Consider the following 909-nt stretch of genomic DNA (forward strand, 5'->3'; position numbering starts at 1 on the left):
ATCGATCTGCACGCCACATCCAACCTCCTCGTCCCTCCGCTCTCCCCTCATCAAAAGAAAAAAACCTCCGGAAGGGAGGCTTTGGGTGTTCTGACAATGGACGCCTTGGCCTGGACGGCTAGCCGGCACGGCTGCTGGCTTCTTCGCGGTGACCGGTCGGCCGTGCTCGCCTTGTGCGGACGCGCAAGCGCCGCTGCGTCGTGTGCCTATGACTGCACGACGAGTCGCTGAGTTGCCCCCCATCCCCCATGGCGCTACCGGTCGACCGCATTTGCGACTTTCAAGGAAGGCTTCGCAAACCTCTCAGTTGAGACTCCGGCGCGCGCGTTGAGGCGTCATGGCGATGCCAATCCCCAAGGAACTACCGCACTCCATAAGGGTAAGAGCATCGATGCTCGGAATTTCGCGATTTCATCAAGCAATGCTTGACAGGGTGGCCTGATGGTCCCATAATCGCAAGTTCTCTTCGGAGAGGTGCCCGAGTGGCTAAAGGGGGCAGACTGTAAATCTGTTGGCTTACGCCTACGTTGGTTCGAATCCAACCCTCTCCACCAGAATTAAGCAGTGAGTTCGGTCGCAAGGCCGGGCGGCAAGGGAAAAAGTAACCCGGGCGGGTGTAGCTCAATGGTAGAGCAGAAGCCTTCCAAGCTTACGACGAGGGTTCGATTCCCTTCACCCGCTCCATTCACTGTTCGCAAGTTTTGCCCATGTGGCTCAGTGGTAGAGCACTCCCTTGGTAAGGGAGAGGTCGGCAGTTCGATCCTGCCCATGGGCACCACGCATCCACCAACGCAAATCGCTACCGAGACAGGAGTCGCGACATGGCAAAGGAAAAGTTCGAGCGGACCAAGCCGCACGTGAACGTTGGTACGATTGGTCACGTTGACCACGGCAAGACGACGCTGACGG

General features: G+C 58.2%; 1 protein-coding gene and 3 tRNA genes. All 4 read left to right on the forward strand.

The window, feature by feature from the left end:
- Window positions 1–468: 468 nt before the first annotated feature.
- Window positions 469–554, forward strand: a tRNA-Tyr gene (locus tag R2N16_RS25415).
- Between the two features lie 56 nt (window positions 555–610).
- Window positions 611–684: transfer RNA gene (locus R2N16_RS25420), tRNA-Gly, on the forward strand.
- A gap of 19 nt (window positions 685–703) precedes the next feature.
- Window positions 704–778: transfer RNA gene (locus tag R2N16_RS25425), tRNA-Thr, on the forward strand.
- Between the two features lie 43 nt (window positions 779–821).
- Window positions 822–909 (forward strand): GTP-binding protein (locus tag R2N16_RS25430; RefSeq protein WP_039555751.1); only part of this gene is annotated, 88 nt, incomplete at its 3' end.

Source organism: Ralstonia psammae, from assembly GCF_958405935.1.
In the GTDB taxonomy this organism is placed as follows: domain Bacteria; phylum Pseudomonadota; class Gammaproteobacteria; order Burkholderiales; family Burkholderiaceae; genus Ralstonia; species Ralstonia psammae.